A 16627-nucleotide genomic window follows, 5' to 3' on the forward strand; every position below is an offset into this window, starting at 1 on the left:
GCGGCACCATGCCCTTGCGGGCGCCGAGGTTTCTGTGAAGCTCTTCCACTCACCCGCGTCGGCCGTGGCGCGCGCGGCATTCGTTCCCATCGTCTGCGTTGCGCTCGTCGCCTGCAAGCGGCATGAAGCGCCCGCGCCTGCGCCCCGCCCGGTCGTCGCCGTCGCGGCGCAGGCGGACGGTCACGCGGGCACGTCCAGCCTGCCCGGACAGGTTCAATCGCGTTATTCGACGCCGCTCTCGTTTCGCATCAACGGCAAGATTCTGGAGCGGCGCGCACGCCTCGGCGATACCGTGAAAGCCGGACAGATCGTCGCCCGGCTCGATCCCGCCGATGCCGAGAAGAACAACGCGAGCGCCCGCGCGCAACTCGACGCCGCCGAGCATCAGCTCGTCTATGCGAAGCAGCAGCTCGACCGCGATCGCGCGCAGGCTGCGGAAAGCCTCATCGCGCCCGCGCAGCTCGAACAGACGCAGAACGCCTACGCTTCCGCGCTCGCGCAGCGCAATCAGGCGCAGCAGCAGGCGGGACTGTCGGCCGATCAGTTGCGCTACGCGACCCTCAGCGCCGATCACGCGGGCGTCATCACCGCCGAGCAGGCCGACACCGGCCAGAACGTCACGGCGGGCCAGGCCGTCTACACGCTCGCCTGGAGCGGCGATATCGACGTGATCTGCGACGTCCCCGAGGCCGCGCTCGGCGCGTTCGCCGTGGGCCGCGAAGCGAGCGTGAAACTCGCCGCACTGCCTAGGCAGACCTTCAAGGCGCGCGTGCGCGAACTCGCGCCCGCCGCCGATACGCAAAGCCGCACCTGGCGCGCCAAGCTCACGCTCGAAGCGCCGACGCCCGACGTGCGACTCGGCATGACAGCGGATATCGCGTTCGCCGCGTCCAACGGCGCGCAAGGCGCGTTCACCGTTCCATCGACGGCGCTCTTCCACGACAACGGCCATCCCGCCGTGTGGGTCGTCAAACAGGGCGATGCGCTCGAACTGCGACGCGTCGAAGTCGCGCGCTATGGCGAGCGCACGGTGACGCTCGCGGGCGGCGTCGTTGCGGGCGAGCGCATCGTTTGGCAAGGCGTGCATACCGTTTCCGCGGGCGAGAAAGTGCGCGTCGTCGCGCCGCTGCATCCCGAGGACTTCGCGTCATGAGCGACACCCGCGAAGACGACAACCCGCATCGCCACGAAGAAGGCCGCTTCAATCTCTCCGCGTGGGCGCTGCGGCATCGCGCGCTCGTCGTGTTTCTGATCGCGATGGCGACGATCTTCGGCATCCTCTCGTACACGCGGCTCGCGCAATCCGAAGATCCGCCCTTCACGTTCCGCGTGATGGTGATTCGCACGTTCTGGCCGGGCGCGACCGCGCGTCAGGTGCAGGAGGAAGTGACCGACCGCATCGCGCGCAAGCTGCAGGAAACGCCGTACACGGACTTCATGCGCAGCTACTCGCGCCCCGGCGAATCGCTGATCTTCTTTCAGATGAAGGACTCCGCGCCCGCGAAGGACGTGCCGGAGGAGTGGTATCAGATCCGCAAGAAAGTGGGCGATATCGCCGCGACCCTGCCGCCCGGCGTGCAAGGCCCGTTCTTCAACGACGAATTCGGCGATGTCTACACCAACATCTACGCGCTCGAAGGCGACGGCTTTTCGCCCGCGCAACTGCACGATTACGCCGATGCGTTGCGCACCGTTCTATTGCGCGTGCCGGGCGTCGCGAAGGTCGATTACTTCGGCGATCAGGAAGAGCGCATCTATGTCGAGATTCCCAACACCACGCTCACGCGCCTGAACATTTCGCCGCAGCAGATCGCGCAGGCCATCGACGGGCAGAACGCCGTTTCGCCCGCCGGCGTGCTGACGACGCCCAACGATCGCGTGTTCGTGCGCCCGAGCGGCCAGTTCAAGAACGTGAATGCGCTCGCCGATACGCTCATCAACGTGAACGGCCGTTCGTTCCGTCTCGGCGATATCGCCACGATCCAGCGCGGCTACCTCGATCCGCCCGCCACGCAGATGCGCTCGGCGGGCACGCCCGTGCTCGGCATCGGCATCTCGATGCAGCCGGGCGAAGACGTCGTGCGGCTCGGCAAGTCGCTCGACGAAGCCATGCTCAAGTTGCGCGCGCAATTGCCAGCGGGACTGAAGCTGACCGAAGTGTCGAGCATGCCGCACGCGGTCTCGCATTCCGTCGACGACTTTCTCGAAGCGGTCGCCGAAGCGGTCATCATCGTGCTGATCGTGAGTCTCGTGTCGCTCGGCGTGCGCACGGGCATGGTGGTCGTGATCTCGATTCCGATCGTGCTCGCCGTCACCGCGCTCTTCATGTATCTGTTCGATATCGGCCTGCACAAGGTCTCGCTCGGCACGCTGATTCTCGCGCTGGGCCTGCTCGTCGATGACGCGATCATCGCCGTCGAGATGATGGCCGTGAAACTGGAGCAAGGCTGGACCCGCGCGCGCGCCGCCGCGTTCGCGTACACGAGCACCGCGTTCCCGATGCTGACCGGCACGCTCGTCACCGTCGCCGGCTTTTTGCCGATCGCGCTCGCGAAATCGAGCACCGGCGAATACACGCGCTCGATCTTCGAAGTCTCGGCGATCGCGTTGATCTCGTCGTGGCTCGCGGCGGTCGTGCTGATCCCGCTGCTCGGCTACAAGCTGCTGCCCGAGCGCAAGAAGGAAGCGCATCTGCCCGACGATCACGAACACGATATCTACGACACGAAGTTCTACGGACGCCTGCGCCGCTGGGTCGGCTGGTGCGTGAAGCGGCGCTTCGTCGTGCTCGCGATCACGGTCGTGCTGTTTGTCATCGCGATGGCCGGCTTCACGCTCGTGCCGCAGCAGTTCTTCCCGAGCTCGGATCGTCCCGAGCTGCTGATCGACGTGAGATTGCAGGAAGGCGCATCGTTCGACGCCACCTTGCGCGAAGCGAAGCGGCTCGAAGAAGCGCTGAAGGGCCGCGAGGAAATCGATCACGTGGTGAGCTTCGTCGGCACCGGCGCGCCGCGTTTCTATCTGCCGCTCGACCAGCAATTGCCGACGCCCAACTTCGCGCAGTTCGTCGTCACGGCGAAGTCGGTCGAAGCGCGCGAAGCCCTCGCGCGCTGGCTCGATCCGATGTTGCGCGAGCGCTTTCCCGCCGTGCGCACGCGTCTGTCGCGGCTGGAAAACGGTCCGCCCGTGGGTTATCCGGTGCAGTTCCGCGTGAGCGGCGACGACATCGGCACGGTGCGTCATATCGCCGAGCAGGTCTCCGCCGACATGCGCGCCGATGCGCGCACGACCAACGTGCAGTTCGACTGGGACGAGCCTTCGGAGCGCTCGGTGCGCTTCGAGATCGACCAGCAGAAAGCGCGCGATGCGGGCGTCACGTCGCAGGACGTCGCGAGCTTTCTCGCGATGACGCTGACCGGCACCACCGTCACGCAGTATCGCGAGCGCGACAAGCTGATCAGCGTCGATTTGCGCGCGCCGCGCACCGAACGCGTCGATCCTTCGCGGCTCGCGACGCTCGCGATGCCGACGCCGCACGGACCGGTGCCGTTGAGCGCGCTGGGCCGCATCGTCGATACGCTCGAATACGGCGTGATCTGGGAACGCGACCGTCAGCCGACCATCACCGTGCAGTCCGACGTGAAGGGTGACGCGCAAGGCATCGACGTGACGCAGGCCATCGACAAAAAACTCGACGAGATTCGCCGCGCGCTGCCGGTGGGTTATCGCATCGAGGTGGGCGGCCCGGTGGAGGAAAGCGGCAAGGGTCAGGCGTCGATCAACGCGCAGATTCCGGTGATGGTGATCGTCGTGCTCACGCTTTTGATGATCCAGTTGCAGAGCTTCTCGCGCGTGATGATGGTCATCCTCACCGCGCCGCTCGGCCTGATCGGCGTGGTCGTCACGCTGCTCGCATTCGGCAAGCCGTTCGGCTTCGTCGCGATGCTCGGCGTCATCGCGATGTTCGGCATCATCATGCGCAACTCGGTGATTCTCGTCGATCAGATCGAGCAGGACATCGCCTCCGGGCACAAGCGTTTCGATGCGATCATCGGCGCGACGGTGCGGCGTTTCCGGCCAATCACGCTGACCGCCGCCGCCGCGGTGCTCGCGCTGATTCCACTTCTGCGCAGCAACTTCTTCGGCCCGATGGCGACCGCGCTGATGGGCGGCATCACGAGCGCGACCGTGCTCACCCTCTTCTATCTGCCCGCGCTCTACGCCGCGTGGTTTCGCGTGAAGCTCGACGAACGCGAAGGAGCATCGTCATGAATCGCCGGCTTTTGATGATCGCGGCGTGCATCGCGCTCGGTGCATGCGCGCTCGGCCCCGATGGCAAGCCGCCCGCCATGCCGCAACCCGCGCATTACGGCGCTAAGCCGCAGGCGGACGCGAGCGTGACGGCCGAAGGCGCATCGCAGCGCTTCGTCGCGGGCGCCGCGCCCGTGCCCGAATGGTGGAAGCTGTATCGCTCGGATGCGCTGAATGTGCTCGTCGATGAAGGCCTGCGCGCGAGCCCGAATCTCGCCGCCGCCGACAAGGGCCTCGTCGCCGCGCGCGAGCAGTTGCGCGCGCAAGTGGGTTCGTCGCTGCTGCCGCAGATCGATGCGGGCGGGCAAGCGACGCGGCAGCGCGGCTTCGGCATTCCCCAGGGCGGCCCGCCGACCGTGCTCTACAACCTTTTCGTCGGCCAGATTCAGGCGCAATACACGTTCGATCTTTTCGGCGCGGCGCGCTACGCGAATGCGTCGCTCGCCGCGCAGGTCGATCAACAGGCCTTTCAACTCGATGCGGCGCGCCGCGCGCTCGCGGCGAACATCGTGACGGGCGCGATCGGCGCGGCGGCGCTGCATGCGCAGATCGACGTGACCGAACGCCTCGTCGCACTCGCCCGCGACGATGCACATGACGCAGAGCGCCGCTATGCGCTCGGCTCGGCCTCGCGCGCCGACATGCTCAACGCGCAACAGAATGCGGCGTCGCTCGCCTCGCAATTGCCGGGCTTGCGCGCGCAATGGCTGGCAACGCGTCATGCGCTCGCCGTGCTGCTCGGACGCACGCCGGACCGGGCGCCGGACGATCTCGATCTCGCGAGTCTCACGGTGCCGCCGGATGTGCCGGTCGTTCTGCCATCCGAACTGCTGCAAACGCGCCCCGATATTCAAGCCGCCGACTCCGCGCTGAAAGGCGCCGCCGCGCAAGTCGGCGTGGCGACGGCGCAGTTGTTCCCCAGTCTTTCGATCTCCGCATCGATGGGCAAAGGCGGCTTCGACTGGCCGACGGCGCTGTCCGGCGCGGGTGCGCTGTGGAGCGTGGGCGCCTCGCTGTCGCAGCCGCTTTTTCATGGCGGCGCGCTGCTCGCGCAACGGCGCGCGGCTATCGCCACGTATGACGCCGCCGTCGAGCAGTACAAGCAGACCGTGCTCGCGGCGTTTCAGAACGTCGCGAACACGCTGGCCTCGCTCGAAACCGACAGCGAAGCGCTCGCCTTCGCCGACACCGCCAGCAACGCCGCGCGCGACGCCTCGTCGGATGCGGCGGCGCGCGTGCGGCTCGGCGCGATCCCGCCGCGCGCCGCGCGCGGCAGCGAGCAGCAGTATCTCAACGCGCGGCTCTCCACGATACGCGCGAGCAGCGCGCGCATGAGCGACACGGCCGCGCTGTTTCAGGCGATGGGCTCGCCCGTCGCGTCCGCCGAACGCATGTCAAAAGGCGGCGAAAGCACCATAAAGTAAACCGAAGGCCGTCCGTAAACAGCATGAAAGCAATGGATTTCCCATCGGGGGAAACCCTTTCTGCGTCTGTCTACGGAGAATCACAACCATGAAGGTCGTCACCAAACTGGGCCTGGGCTTCGGCATCGTGCTGTCGATGTTGTTCGCGGTGCTCGCCTTCGGTCTAGTCAGCATGTCGCAAATCCAGGCGCGCTTCGATGAAGTCGTCGAAGTCAACAATGCGGAAGCGAAGCTCGCGCACGCGCTGAGCCTGTCGGTGAGCGACCGGATGATCGCGCTGCGCAACATTGCGCTCCTGACCGACACGGCCGCGGTCGAAACCGAGAAAGCGCGCATCCGCACGCAGGCGCAAGGCTACGCGCAGGCTTACGACGCCCTCGGCACGCGCTTCAAGGAAAGCGACCACACTTCTGCAAGCGAGCGCGCCGTATTCGACAAGCTGCGCGCGAACGAAGCCGCCGCCGCGCCGATCATCGAAAAGGCGATCTCGCTTGCCGAAGCGCGCGAGCAGCAGGCGGCGATTCGCGTGCTGATCGACGAGTTGCGGCCGGTGCAGCGCGACTGGATGAGCACGACGAAGGACATGATCGCGCTGCAGGACGAACAGAACGATGTCGCCAACCGCGACGCCGACGCCGCCTACGCCCGCGCCAAGGCGATCATGCTCGCGCTCGGCGCGGCGGCCGTGCTGACCGGCATCGTGGCCGCGCTCGTCATCACGCGCGGTCTCACGCGCGCGCTCGGCGGCGAACCGGGCGAAGCGATGGCGCTCGCCGCGCGCATCGCGCAAGGCAATCTGCGCGATGCGATTTCCGTCGAAGGCCGCAGCCCCGACAGCCTGATGGTCTCGCTCGAAACGATGCGCGCACGTCTGAACACGATCGTGCTCGGCATTCAGTCGTCGAGCGTGGCGATCGCCGAAGCGGCCAGCGAGATCGCGCAAGGCACCGTCGATCTGTCGAAGCGCACGGAGTCGCAGGCGGCGTCGCTCGAAGAAACGGCGGCGAGCATGGAGGAATTCGCAAGCGCTGTCGCGAAGAACGCCGACAACGCCGCCGAAGGCACGCACGCCGCAACGAAAGCATGCGGCGACGCGACTCAGGGCGGCGACACGGTCAACGATGTCGTCGCGACCATGCGCAGCATCGCGCAGGCTTCATCGCACATGGCCGACATCATCGGCGTGATCGAAGGCATCGCGTTCCAGACCAATATCCTCGCGCTCAATGCAGCCGTCGAGGCCGCGCGCGCGGGCGATCAGGGCCGCGGCTTCGCGGTCGTCGCCGGCGAAGTGCGCGCGCTCGCGCAGCGCAGCGCCGTGGCCGCCAAGGAGATCAAGACGCTCATCGACGATTCGAACGCGCGCGTGTCGAACGGCTCGGCGCTCGTCGAGCACGCGGGCGGCACGATCGAAGGACTGGTCGCGTCGGTGAATCGCGTGACGGCGATCATGAGCGAAGTGTCGGCGGCATCCGGCGAGCAGCGCATGGGCATCGATCAGGTGAACGTGGCCGTCGCGCAGATGGACGAGGTCACGCAACAGAACGCGGCGCTCGTCGAACAGGCGTCCGCCGCCGCGCAATCGCTCGCCGAGCAGGCCGAAACGTTGCGCCAGGCGGTCGCGGTGTTTCAGGTGGAACGCGCCGCCGCGTGAGGGCGCGCTCACGCTGTCCGTGACGGCGAGCGCAACAGCGTCCACAACAGATAGGGTCCGCCGATCAATGCGGCGGTCAGTCCCGCCGGCAGCTCGTTCGGAAACAGCACGAGCGAGCCGGCCCAGTCGGCCAGCACCATCAGCAGCGCGCCGATGGTTGCGGACGCAATCAATTGCTCCCGCACGCGCACGAGGCCCATCGAGCGCGCGAGATGCGGCGCCATCAGGCCGACGAAGGACAGCGGCCCGATCAGAATCGTCGATGTCGCGGTGAGGAGCGCCGCGAACAGCAGCACGAGAAGCCGCGCGAAGCCGACGCGCATGCCGAGCGAGCGGCTCGTGCCCGCGCCGAGCGACAGCAGTTCCAGCGGGCGCGCGAAGAGCGGCGCGACGACGAGGCCGAAAAGCGCGACGCCGGCCGCGAGCATCGACGCGAGCGGCTGCACGTAATACGTAGAGCCGACGACATAGTTCAGGATCAGCACGGCGCGCGGATCGCCCGACGCCGTGACGGTGCCGCTCACGGCCTGAAACAGCGCGCCGATCGCGACGCCGATCAGGAGCAGCCGCTCGGGCGCATACATCCCGCGCCGTCCGAACCACAGCAGCAACGCGAGCGTCACGATGGCGCCCGCGAGACACGACGCGAAGAGTTGCAGCGGCCCGGGCGCATCGAAGACGAACACCGCCACGACGATCCCGAGCGCGCCGCCCGGACTCACGCCGATCAGATCGGGGCTCGCGACCGGGTTGCCGGTCATGCGCTGGATCAGCGTGCCGGCAAGGCCGAGCATCGTCCCGGCGGCGAGCGCGGCCGCCAGATGCGGGATATGCCAGAACGCGAGCGCCCCGATTTGCGCGAGGCTCGCGATGCGCCATCCGTCCAGCCCGCGGCCGATCGCGAGCGAGCCGAACGACGCCAGCGCCGCCGCCAGCGCGAGCCACGCGATCGCGCGCCGCGGCCGCGCGTTGCGGATCGGCGCGGCATGGCCTTCGTCCTGCCCGCGCAGGTCCGGACGCGATTTGAGCCGGCGCAGCAGCCACAGCAGCATCGGCGCGCCGAAGAGCGCGGTCACGGCGCCTGTCGGAATCAGTTGCGCGCCGAACACGCCCGTCGATGCGATCGACTGCACGGCGGCATCGGTGAGCCAGAGCAGCAGTGCGCCGAACACGGGCGCCCAGACGAGCCGGTCATTGAAACGCCGCGCGCCCGCGAGCCGCGCGAGCGTCGGCGCCGCCAGTCCGATGAAGCCGATCACGCCGACCGCGCTCACCACGCACGCGGTCAACGCCACCGCGAGCGCGAGCGCGGCGAAACGCGTGCGCGCGAGCGATACGCCGAGCCCGCGCGCCGTGCTCTCGCCCGCTTCGAACAGGCCGAGCGGACGTCGCAACAGGAACACGACGACGATCGCAACGCACAAACGCGCGAAGAGCGCGATGCAGGCATGCCAGCTCTGGCCGTCGAGCGCGCCGCCGCCCCAGATCATCAGGCCGATCAGCAACTGGAAGTTCGAGATCGCGAGCGCGAGGCTCAGCGATGCGCAATAGAGACTCACGATCATGCCCGCGAGAATCACCGCGAGCGATGCGAGCCGCTGCCGCCAGGCGAGCGCGAACACGAGCAGCATCGCGAGCGCGCCGCCCGCGAGCGCGATCGGCTCGCGCGACGACGCGGCCCACGCCGGCGCCCAGATCGTCGCGACGGAGAGCGCGAGATATGCGCCGGGGAAGATGCCGAGCGTCATCGGCTCGGCGAGCGGATTGCGCAACACCTGCTGCGCGACCGTTCCCGCCAGCGCCAGCGCCGCGCCGCACACGAGCGTCATCGCGAGACGCGGCAGCGCGCTTTCGTGCACGAGCCATTGATGCAGGTTGCCGGGCTCGGGCGCGACCAGCGCGCGCCACACGCTCGCGCCCGCGAGTTGCGCGTGGATCGCGTACAGGGTCAGCGCAAGCGCGAGCGCCGCGCCGGACAGCGCGACGATCCAGAGACGCCGATGCGATCGTTCATCGCGCGATGGCTCGCGATGCACAGCGGAATCGCACACGGAATCACATGTCATGACCGGCCGCCAGCGAAGGAACCGCAAGCGCCAGCGCGCGCGCGAAACGTTGCACGGAGACGAGCGCGCCCGTCGACGAGATCATCGGCAGGGTCGCCTGCCGATGCGGCTGCGCGAACGGCATCTGCCGCCACACGGGATTGCGTTGCAATGCGGCCGAGCCATCGCGTCCGATCCACAACAGACTGGCGTCGGACATCTGCGCGACGCGCTCCATCTCGACGACATTCGCGCGATTCGTCACCAGCCCCGCGCGCGTGGCGGCGTTGACGAGACCGAGCAGCTGCAGGATTTCGTCGAACATGCTGCCCGCGCCGTAGATGCGCAGATGCCGCTCGTCGATGGCTTCGGCGACGATCAATGGCGCATGCGCACCGTGAAGCGTGTCGCGCGCTTGCGCGATCACCGCATCGGTGCGATCCAGCAACGCGGCCGCCTGCGCCGGACGTCCGATGCGCGCGCCGAGCGCCAATGCTTCGCCGCGCATCGCGCGATACGGCTCGCGCGCGGTCATGTATTCGCCGAGCGTGAGCGTCGGCGCAATATGTTCGAACGACGCCCGCACGCTCGCATGCGCCGGCGTCGCCACGATGAGATTCGGCCGCAGTTCGTAAAGCAGGTCGTAGTTCGGCTGAAACAGCAGCCCGATATCCACGACGCCCAGCGGCAGCGGCGGCTCGACGATGCCGCTCGTGTACCACGCGGGCGCGGGCAGGCCGACCGGCGCGAGCCCGAGCGAAAGCAGCATCTCCGCGAGATCCCAACTGAGCACGATCACGCGGGGCGACGGACTCGCGCTCGCCCTGCCCGCCAGCGTGGCAAGCGCGCAGGCAGCCACGAACACGCGCCGCTTCATCGCGGCACTCCGACGGCGCGTCCGCTCGACGGATCGCGCAGCACGTTCATCGGCACGCCGTAGATGGATTCGAGATTCGGCCCGGTCATGATGTCGCCGGGCGCGCCCTGCATCAGGATGCGCCCGTGCCGCAAGGCGACGATGTGGTCGCAGAAGCGCGCGGCCATGTTGATGTCGTGCAGCACGATCACGGCCGCGATGCGGCGCCTTCTGCACAGCGTGCGCACGAGTTCCAGCACTTCCACCTGATGCGCGATGTCGAGCGCCGAGGTGGGCTCGTCGAGCAACAGACAGCGACTGTCCTGCGCGATCAGCATCGCGAGCCACACGCGCTGACGCTCGCCGCCCGAGAGACTGTCGACCAGACGCCCGGCGTATTGCGCGACATCGGTCATCTTCATCGCTTCATCGACGTGGCTGCGATCGTCGTCGCCGAAAATGCCGAGGCTGCCGTGCCACGGATAGCGGCCGAGCGCGACCAACTCGCGCACGAGCATGCCGTCCGTCGATGGCGTCGTCTGCGGCAGATGCGCGACATGGCGCGCGAACTCGCGCGGCCGCCACGACGCGATCGGTTTGCCGTGAAAGCGGATCGAGCCCGCGCCCTGTGCGTGATGGCGCGCGAGCAGGCGCATCAGCGTCGTCTTGCCGGAGCCGTTATGGCCGATGAGACCCGTCACACGTTCCGGCGCAATCGACAGATCGATGTCGTCGAGCAGGGTCGCCGTGTCCGCGTCGAAGCGGACCTTGTCCAGCTCGAAGAGCGGCGTTTCGTTTGTCATGCGGTGTTGCCTTCTTCGACGACCTGGCCGAAATCGAGCTTGATGGTGCGATCGGCGAGATGGAAATAGCGGTCGTCATGCGTGACGACGACGACCGTCTTGCCCTTCGCCTTCAGTTGGGGAAGCAGCCTTCGATAGAACACTTCCTTGAAGAGCGGGTCCTGATCGGCGGCCCATTCATCGAAGAGATAGAACGGCCGGTCCTCCAGATACGCGACGAGCAGCGCGAGCCGCTTGCGCTGCCCTTGCGATAAATCGAGCGTCGAGAACGCGCCGTTTTCGATCTTCACCTTGTGCGCGAGCTGCAAATCGTCGAGCAACGCGCGCGCGGTGGCGTCGCTATCGCCGGCGCGCAGGCCGAGCAGCGAATCGAACAGATAGAAGTCGCTGAACACGACCGAAAAAAGCTGGCGATACGCGTCGCGCGCCGTTTCGGTCACATCGGCGCCATCGAGCACGACGCGCCCGCTTTCCGGCGCATAGAGACCGACGATCATCTTCGCGAGCGTCGTCTTGCCGCTGCCGTTGCCGCCGATCAGATAGACCAGCTCGCCCGGTTTGAACGTCAGGCTGACGGGTCCGAGCGTGAAGACATCGTTTTCCTTTTCGCGGAAGTAGCGATGCGTGACGCGATCGAGCACGATGCTTTCGAACGCCGCCGCTTCAATTGCCGGTCCGTTCGCTTCGGCGGGCAATTCGGCGTTGACCTGCTCCACGCGTTCCAGTGCGACACGCGCGGTGCTCAGGTTCGGAATCGCCGAGAGCACACCTTCAATCGGCATGATCATGTAGAGGAAGATCATCGCGTAGCCGGACATCACATGCGGCGACACCGGCACATAGCGCGTCAGCACGAACAGCACGCAACCGATGAACGCGAAGAAGATGAAGCTGCCCCAGCTCGCGGCCGCCGCATACAGCACGTAGCCGCGCGTGCGCTGCACACGCACCGCTTCGACATTGCTCGCCAGCAGTTCATCGACGAATTCACGCGTGCGCGCGCGATGCAGCTTGAGTTCCTTGGCGCCGTCGAAGAGCGCGCGAAAGTGGCGCACGAGCGCATCCTCGCGCTGCCGTGAACTGCGCAGGTGATATAGCCCGCGCACGTTCGCCATGTGAAAGCCCGCCGCGCCGAGCAGCACGGTCGCCGCCGCGAACGCGAGCACCTGCCACGACAGATAGCCGAGATAGACGAGACAGCCCGCGACTACCGCGCCGTTCATGACGAGCCCCGGCAGGCCGATGAACAGCACGACGATCGCATCGAGATCCTGCGTCAGGACGTTCAACGCGCGCGCTGAACCCTGCCGTTCGAGATGCGCGAACGGCGCGCCCGAAATGCGCGCGATGGTGCGCATCCGCAGGCTCGCCTTCGCGTTCTGTCCGAGGCTCATGAAAAGCGTCTGCGAGCCGGTGCGCGTGATGAGCACGAGCACGCTGATCGCGAGAAAGCGCAGGCCGAGCTGCACGAGTTCTTCGCGCGATGCGATCAGCGCCTGATTGATGAGCGCAACGAGCGCCGCGCTGCCGAAACCGCTTATCAGGCTCATCGCGCCTGCAAGAATCAGCCGCGCGCGCGAGCCTTTCACCAGATACCAGAGCGTGCGCATCCCTCTTCCTTCCCGTCCTCTGATTCGTTCGAAATTGTTCTGAATGAGAATCGTTCCCATATAAAATGGAAGCCGAGAAAGGATAGCGACTGGAGTAACGCGCTGTCTTGCCATCAAATACGGCGAAACGGACAACTTTTGGCAGTCCCTGCGGGCGAGGCGGGCAACATGGATCCCATCTGGAGAGCGCAGTTCGGCATCGAATACAGGCGGCAGCCGCGGCCGGTCATGGCGCGTGGCACCCACTACGACAGCGGGCATCGCGAAATCTGGCATTCGCACGAACAGGCGCAGCTTTTTTATCCGATGAACGGCGCGGCGCGCGTACTGACGCCGATGGGAAGCTGGATGCTCCCGCCGATGCGAGCGATCTGGCTGCCGCCGGGCGTCGATCACGAGTTGCACGCGATCGGCGATCTTGCCGCGTACAACGTTTATCTGGAGCCCGACGCCGCACCGTGGCTATGGCCGTCGTGCCGCGTGATTCTGATCACGTCGCTGATGCACGAGCTGATCATGGCGCTCGCACAGGAACCGCACGACTATGCCGACGACAGCATCGGCGCGCATGTCGCAACGCTTCTGCTTGCGCTGTTGCGCGGCGCGGAATCGACGACGCAAGGCGGTTTGCCGCTGCCGAACGACCGGCGCCTGCGCGCGATCTGCAGCCGCCTGCTCGCCGAGCCCGACAACGACGACACGCTGGATGCATGGAGCCAGACGGTCGGCGCGAGCGCGCGCACGCTGGCGCGTCTTTTCAGGCAGGAAACGGGCTTGACCTTCGGGCAATGGCGCCAGCAGTTGCGGCTCGTCGAGGCGATGGCGCGGCTCGCGCTCGGCGATTCGGTCGCGCGCGTCGCGGATCAGCTCGGCTATCAGAGCAGCAGCAGCTTCATCGCGATGTTCAGGCGTTCAATCGGTGAGACGCCGCAGCGTCTGCTCAGGCGCGGTTGACGGACGTTCGATACGCGCCTGCGCGAGCGCGCGATACGCGAGCGACGCGCCCGCCATCGCCAGCGCCGTCGGAATCAGGAAATCGTGATTGAAGCGCGTGAACTCGATCATCAGCACGAGCGCGGTCAGCGGCATCTGCATCGCCGGGCCGAGGAACGCCGCCGCGCCGATCACCGCGAACGCGCCGAGCGGCGTGCCGGGCCAGATGGCGTTCCACACGCTGCCGAGGACCACGCCGAGCAGCGCGCCGTTGGTCAGGCTCGGCGTCAGCAAGCCGCCTTGCGCGCCCGCGCGCAGCGAGCTGATTTCGATCGTCACCTTCAGGATCAGCAGCACGCCGGCGAGCGCGAAGCCCAGCGAATCATCGAACGAAAGACCGGCGGGGCCGCGGCCGTTGCCCGCGAGTTGCGGGAACCAGATGACGAGCACGCCGATCAGCGCGAAGTTCAGGATCGACAGCATGGGCAATGCGTTGCCGCGCGGTGCGTGCTTGCGTGCGGCGCTCGCGAGCTTCATGAAGTACCACGCGGCCACGCCGAACACCGGCCCCATGACGATGGCCCAGACGACCATCTGCGTATCGAGCGTGAAGGCGGGCAAGCGGTACTGATGCCCGTCGCCGAGGCCGATCCACGCGACGATCGCGCCGATCGCCGAGGTGGCGAATGCCGTCGCGACGATGACGCCATCGAACGTGCAGAGCAGCACTTCGAGCACGAAGACCGCGCCGCCGAGCGGCACGTTATAGACGGCGGCGAGTCCAGCGCCCGCGCCGCACGCGACCATGATGCGCGATTGCGCGGGCGTGAGCTTCGCGTAGTGCGCGAGCCAGCCTGCCCACAGCGAGCCGATTTCGCGCGGCGCGACTTCGCGGCCGAGCGGCGAGCCCATCGCCACCGTGACGATCTGCAAAAGCGCATGCGCGATGGTGCTGCCGGGCGGCATGCGCGGATCGTCGGAATCGACGGCCTGGCGGATGCTCACGAGCGGTTTGCCGAAGCGATACACACACCACCAGCCGACGCCCGCGATCACGCCGCACAGCGTCAACACGATGAAGCGACGCAGCGGCGGCGCAGCCGAGATGCCGATGAGAAAGCTTTCGCCACCGGTGAGCGCATCGAGACTGTAGCCGAACGCGACGTGCTGGATCTCGTGCAGCAGCAGCGCGAGCAGCATGCCGCCGAGCCCTGCGCCCAGCCCGACGAGCACGGTGACGACGATGAGCTTCACGGTCGGTGTCGATGACGGCATCGCGCTCACCTCGCAGGAAAAGGCATAGCGTAGCGCGGCTGAGTTGCGCGCGTCTCGCGGGATGCATCGAATTATAGATATGCACGGCATTATTTCGATGCCCGAAATCTTCTTGGGAAATGCGCAAACGCCCACTATCCTCGGGACAATAAGGTATCGAAAAACATCCGGGAGGCAGCGTGAGTCTGGTGATTTCCGGCCGCATCGTTGCGCTTGCGCGCACGTCGGAGAAAAGCACGTTTGCCGGCAAGGTGTGGATCGGCGACGACGGGCGCATCGAACGCGTCACGCGCGGCAATGCGGCCGGTCCGCGCAGCGGTTTCGACAAGGCCGCCGTCGTCGATGTCGGAGACGACCTCGTGCTGCCCGGTTTCATCGATCTGCACAGTCATCTCGCCTACGCGACGCTGCCGCTCTGGACCGAGCCCGGCCGCACGACCCCGTTCCTGCATCACGACTCGTGGCCATCCGCCAGCACCTATGCCGGCGACATCACCTGGCCCGCCTATGCGTTCATCGAGGCCGCGCCCGAAGCGTTGCTGGCCTACGCCGAAGTGCGCGCGCTCGTCGGCGGCACGACGAGCATTCAGGGCTCGCCGCCGAAGAACCGGCCGCTCGATGGCTGGATGGTGCGTAACGTCGAGGACGAGAGCTTCGGCGGGAACGTCTCGTCGAACCGCGTGCTGGCATCCACGCTGACGCTCAAGCCCGAAGTGCTCGCGACACGATCGGCGCAGATGAGGGCGGGCGCGGGCTTCATCTATCACTGCGCCGAAGGGCAGGTGAACTCCATCGCCGTCAACGAGTATCAAAGCGCGCGCAAGTGCGGCTGCCTGCAGAAGGACTTTGTCGCCATTCACACCAACGCGCTCAATCCCGGCGACTACGATGCCTGGACCGATCCCGGCACCGTCGTCTGGTCGCCGTTCTCGAACCTGTGGCTCTATGGCAGCACGACCAACGTGCCGTCCGCGCTGGCGAAAAAGATCCGCGTGTGCGTCGGGTCCGACTGGGGACCGTCGGGCACGCGCAACGTGCTCGGCGAAATCAAGGTCGCCGCGCTGGTGGCCAGGCGCGAGCGATGGAAGCTCACGCCCTTCGATCTCGTGCGCATGATCACGTGCGATCCCGGCGACGCGCTCGCCAGTCCGTGGAACGTGCAGGCGGGACGTCTTCAGCCGGATGCACTTGGCGACGTCGTCGTGATCGCGGCCAAGGCTTCCGCCGATCCGTTCGCGACCGTGCTCGCCGCCACCGAGAAAGACGTGCAACTGGTGGTCATCGGCGGCAGCGCGCGCTATGGCAATGCGAAGCTCATGAAGGCCGCGAAGGCGACGCTTCCATCCGAACTGAAGATCGCCGGAACGAAGCGCGTCCTCGCGATGACGAAGCTCGACGACGCCTCCCGGCCGTGGAGTTTCGCGCAGGTGCTGACACGGCTGGAACAAGTGCGCACCGATCCGAAGAAGGAAATCGATGCAGCGGGCAATGCGTCGGCGGCGGCGCGGCTGGCGGGCGAAGCGCCGCGCCTGCGGCTCGCGCTCGACATGCCGCTCGGCAAGCTGCCCATCGGCGGGCTGCCGAAGAATCTCGCCGAGATCGTCGTGCCGCCGATCCAGCCGCTCGCGCACGATGCGGCCTTCTTCGCCTCGCTCGTGGGACGCGGGTTCCACGGCGGACTGCTCGACGGCCTCAAAAAGTTCTATGCGTGACATC

Annotated in this window: 11 protein-coding genes; 6 read left to right on the forward strand and 5 right to left on the reverse strand. The window is 66.9% G+C overall.

The window, feature by feature from the left end; all coding sequences use genetic code 11:
* The first annotated feature begins 34 nt into the window (after nt 1-34).
* The 4 genes from AWB80_RS15030 (at nt 35) to AWB80_RS45320 (ending at nt 7389) form a co-directional block, all read left to right on the forward strand.
* Nucleotides 35-1153, forward strand: a complete 1119-nt coding sequence (locus AWB80_RS15030) for an efflux RND transporter periplasmic adaptor subunit (RefSeq protein ID WP_061175534.1) — start codon at nt 35-37, stop codon at nt 1151-1153.
* The gene (locus AWB80_RS15035) at nt 1150-4272 is read left to right on the forward strand and encodes an efflux RND transporter permease subunit (RefSeq protein WP_061175450.1); all 3123 of its coding nucleotides are present in this window, start codon (nt 1150-1152) and stop codon (nt 4270-4272) included. Before AWB80_RS15030 ends, AWB80_RS15035 begins: the two co-directional genes overlap by 4 nt.
* Nucleotides 4269-5735: an efflux transporter outer membrane subunit gene (locus AWB80_RS15040; protein ID WP_061175451.1), complete on the forward strand. Its 1467-nt coding sequence runs from the start codon at nt 4269-4271 to the stop codon at nt 5733-5735. The genes AWB80_RS15035 and AWB80_RS15040 overlap by 4 nt, the downstream gene beginning before the upstream one ends.
* 88 nt (nt 5736-5823) lie before the next feature.
* Nucleotides 5824-7389, forward strand: a complete 1566-nt coding sequence (locus AWB80_RS45320) for a methyl-accepting chemotaxis protein (protein WP_061175452.1) — start codon at nt 5824-5826, stop codon at nt 7387-7389.
* Between the two features lie 8 nt (nt 7390-7397).
* On the opposite strand, the gene fhuB is transcribed toward AWB80_RS45320, so the two are convergent.
* Genes fhuB through AWB80_RS15065 form a run of 4 tightly spaced genes read right to left on the reverse strand, consistent with a single transcriptional unit; the run spans nt 7398 to nt 12703 of the window.
* Nucleotides 7398-9455: a Fe(3+)-hydroxamate ABC transporter permease FhuB gene (gene fhuB / locus AWB80_RS15050; protein WP_087131298.1), complete on the reverse strand. Its 2058-nt coding sequence runs from the start codon at nt 9453-9455 to the stop codon at nt 7398-7400.
* Complete coding sequence (locus AWB80_RS15055; protein WP_061175453.1) at nt 9445-10311, reverse strand: ABC transporter substrate-binding protein; 867 nt, start codon at nt 10309-10311, stop codon at nt 9445-9447. Before AWB80_RS15055 ends, fhuB begins: the two co-directional genes overlap by 11 nt.
* On the reverse strand, nt 10308-11093 hold the full coding sequence (locus AWB80_RS15060; RefSeq protein ID WP_061175454.1) for an ABC transporter ATP-binding protein: 786 nt from the start codon (nt 11091-11093) through the stop codon (nt 10308-10310). Before AWB80_RS15060 ends, AWB80_RS15055 begins: the two co-directional genes overlap by 4 nt.
* Nucleotides 11090-12703 (reverse strand): cyclic peptide export ABC transporter, encoded by a 1614-nt coding sequence (locus AWB80_RS15065; protein ID WP_061175455.1) that lies wholly within the window; start codon nt 12701-12703, stop codon nt 11090-11092. The genes AWB80_RS15060 and AWB80_RS15065 overlap by 4 nt, the downstream gene beginning before the upstream one ends.
* A gap of 168 nt (nt 12704-12871) precedes the next feature.
* Here AWB80_RS15065 and AWB80_RS15070 point away from each other — a divergent pair, with 168 nt between their 5' ends.
* Nucleotides 12872-13657, forward strand: coding sequence for an AraC family transcriptional regulator (locus AWB80_RS15070; protein ID WP_061175536.1), 786 nt, complete (start codon nt 12872-12874; stop codon nt 13655-13657).
* Here AWB80_RS15070 and AWB80_RS15075 read toward each other — a convergent pair.
* The gene (locus AWB80_RS15075) at nt 13616-14911 is read right to left on the reverse strand and encodes a chloride channel protein (RefSeq protein WP_061175456.1); all 1296 of its coding nucleotides are present in this window, start codon (nt 14909-14911) and stop codon (nt 13616-13618) included. The genes AWB80_RS15070 and AWB80_RS15075 overlap by 42 nt on opposite strands.
* Before the next feature lie 179 nt (nt 14912-15090).
* Between AWB80_RS15075 and AWB80_RS15080 the strand changes: the two genes are divergently transcribed.
* Nucleotides 15091-16623: an amidohydrolase family protein gene (locus tag AWB80_RS15080; RefSeq protein ID WP_244206514.1), complete on the forward strand. Its 1533-nt coding sequence runs from the start codon at nt 15091-15093 to the stop codon at nt 16621-16623.
* Nucleotides 16624-16627: the final 4 nt, after the last annotated feature.

Source organism: Caballeronia pedi, assembly GCF_001544915.2.
GTDB lineage: Bacteria > Pseudomonadota > Gammaproteobacteria > Burkholderiales > Burkholderiaceae > Caballeronia > Caballeronia pedi.